Origin of the sequence: Moorena sp. SIO3E8 (assembly GCF_010692445.1) — a bacterium.
Classification (GTDB): domain Bacteria; phylum Cyanobacteriota; class Cyanobacteriia; order Cyanobacteriales; family Coleofasciculaceae; genus Moorena; species Moorena bouillonii.
This window is the reverse complement of the sequence record NZ_JAAHHM010000362.1, coordinates 1-1311: the sequence shown is the minus strand read 5'-3', so window position 1 is coordinate 1311 and position 1311 is coordinate 1. Positions and strand designations below refer to the sequence as shown.

Genomic DNA, 1311 nt, shown 5'->3' with positions numbered 1-1311 from the left:
TCTTCAAGGACAGGACTTTCACCTGTATCAAATGGACAGTTAGGATTTTGAGGAGTTAGTTCCTCGCGAATCCCCCAGTCCATACCCCTTTACTTTCTAAAGGCTCCTGACTGGAACGAGCCGCACATTTAGCAAGACAATGATTTTTAGTTAAGTTCTTAATCCTCAAGTCTTCATAGGCGACCAAGTCGTTAGACCGGATTACGCAACGTGCCAGTCTCTTGGCATGTTCTTCGCGTTGCCTACTTATTTTGAGGTGCTGCCTGCCTAATCTATTAATGGCTTTCCTTCGATTGGATGAGCCTTTCTTTTTTCGGGAAACCCGGCGCTGATAAAACTTTAATCGCTTTTCCCCGGTTCTATAAAACCGAGGATTGGGTTGCGTGTTGCCCATGGAATCAGTGTAAAACTCTTTTAGCCCTACATCCAACCCGATAGTCGAATGGCTTGGCTCTAATTGTTCATTTACATCAACCGAAATGCAGAATTGAACGTAGTAACCATCAGCCCTTTTAACTATCCGAACCCGCTTGATTAGTTTTTGGTCAAAGCGCCATAAGTCCCAAGTACCCTTAAGCTTGAGCTTCCCGATTCCTTTTTTATCACTGAAGGTAATTGATTTCTTGTCAGGGGATAATTTCCATCCTGATTGTTTATACTCAACCGACCTACAGTGTTTTTGGAATCTTGGATAACCTTTCTTTCCAGGTACTTTCTTCTTGCAATTTTCAAAGAAGCGAGATATCGATGACCACGCCCTCTCAGCCGCAGCTTGCCGGGCGGTAGAGTTTAATTCGTTAGCAAACGGGAAATTTTTAGCTAGTATTTTAGTATACTTGCTAAGGTCATACTTTCCAGTTCCTTTATTGTCCATCCATAGACGAATGCAACTATTCCGGATGAATTTGACTGTCCGAATTGCCTCGTAAATAGCTTGATATTGAAGGGGTCTTCCGTACGCCTTAAACTCTGATATAATCACCGAATATCGACCTCTAATCGATAGATTATTACGCTAACATGCTTTGATTAAACTGTCAAGTTGTGACTTAATCTTTTTCACGGCGACTAAAGTCGCCACCAGGCTTTCATCCCCGGTTTAAAAACACGGGTATGAAAGCCTGGAGCAGCTCCGTAAAATTGTGGAAGAACCAGAGACGGTGCTGATTATCAAAACCTAGTCTGTAAGCATTCAGGTGTAGAGATTGACAAAGTCACCCCACTCACTTCAAAAGCGGAATCAGAGACAATTCGTGAGAACGCTGCCTGACTGCTAAGGACACAGCCTGACTCAGGAACTTTATGGTATTA

At 43.0% G+C, this 1311-nt stretch carries 1 pseudogene; it reads right to left on the bottom strand.

Annotation, left to right across the window (positions count from 1 at the left end):
* Window positions 1–127: 127 nt before the first annotated feature.
* Window positions 128–982: pseudogene (locus tag F6K46_RS39805) on the bottom strand (transposase); the annotation flags it as partial.
* Window positions 983–1311 lie beyond the last annotated feature (329 nt).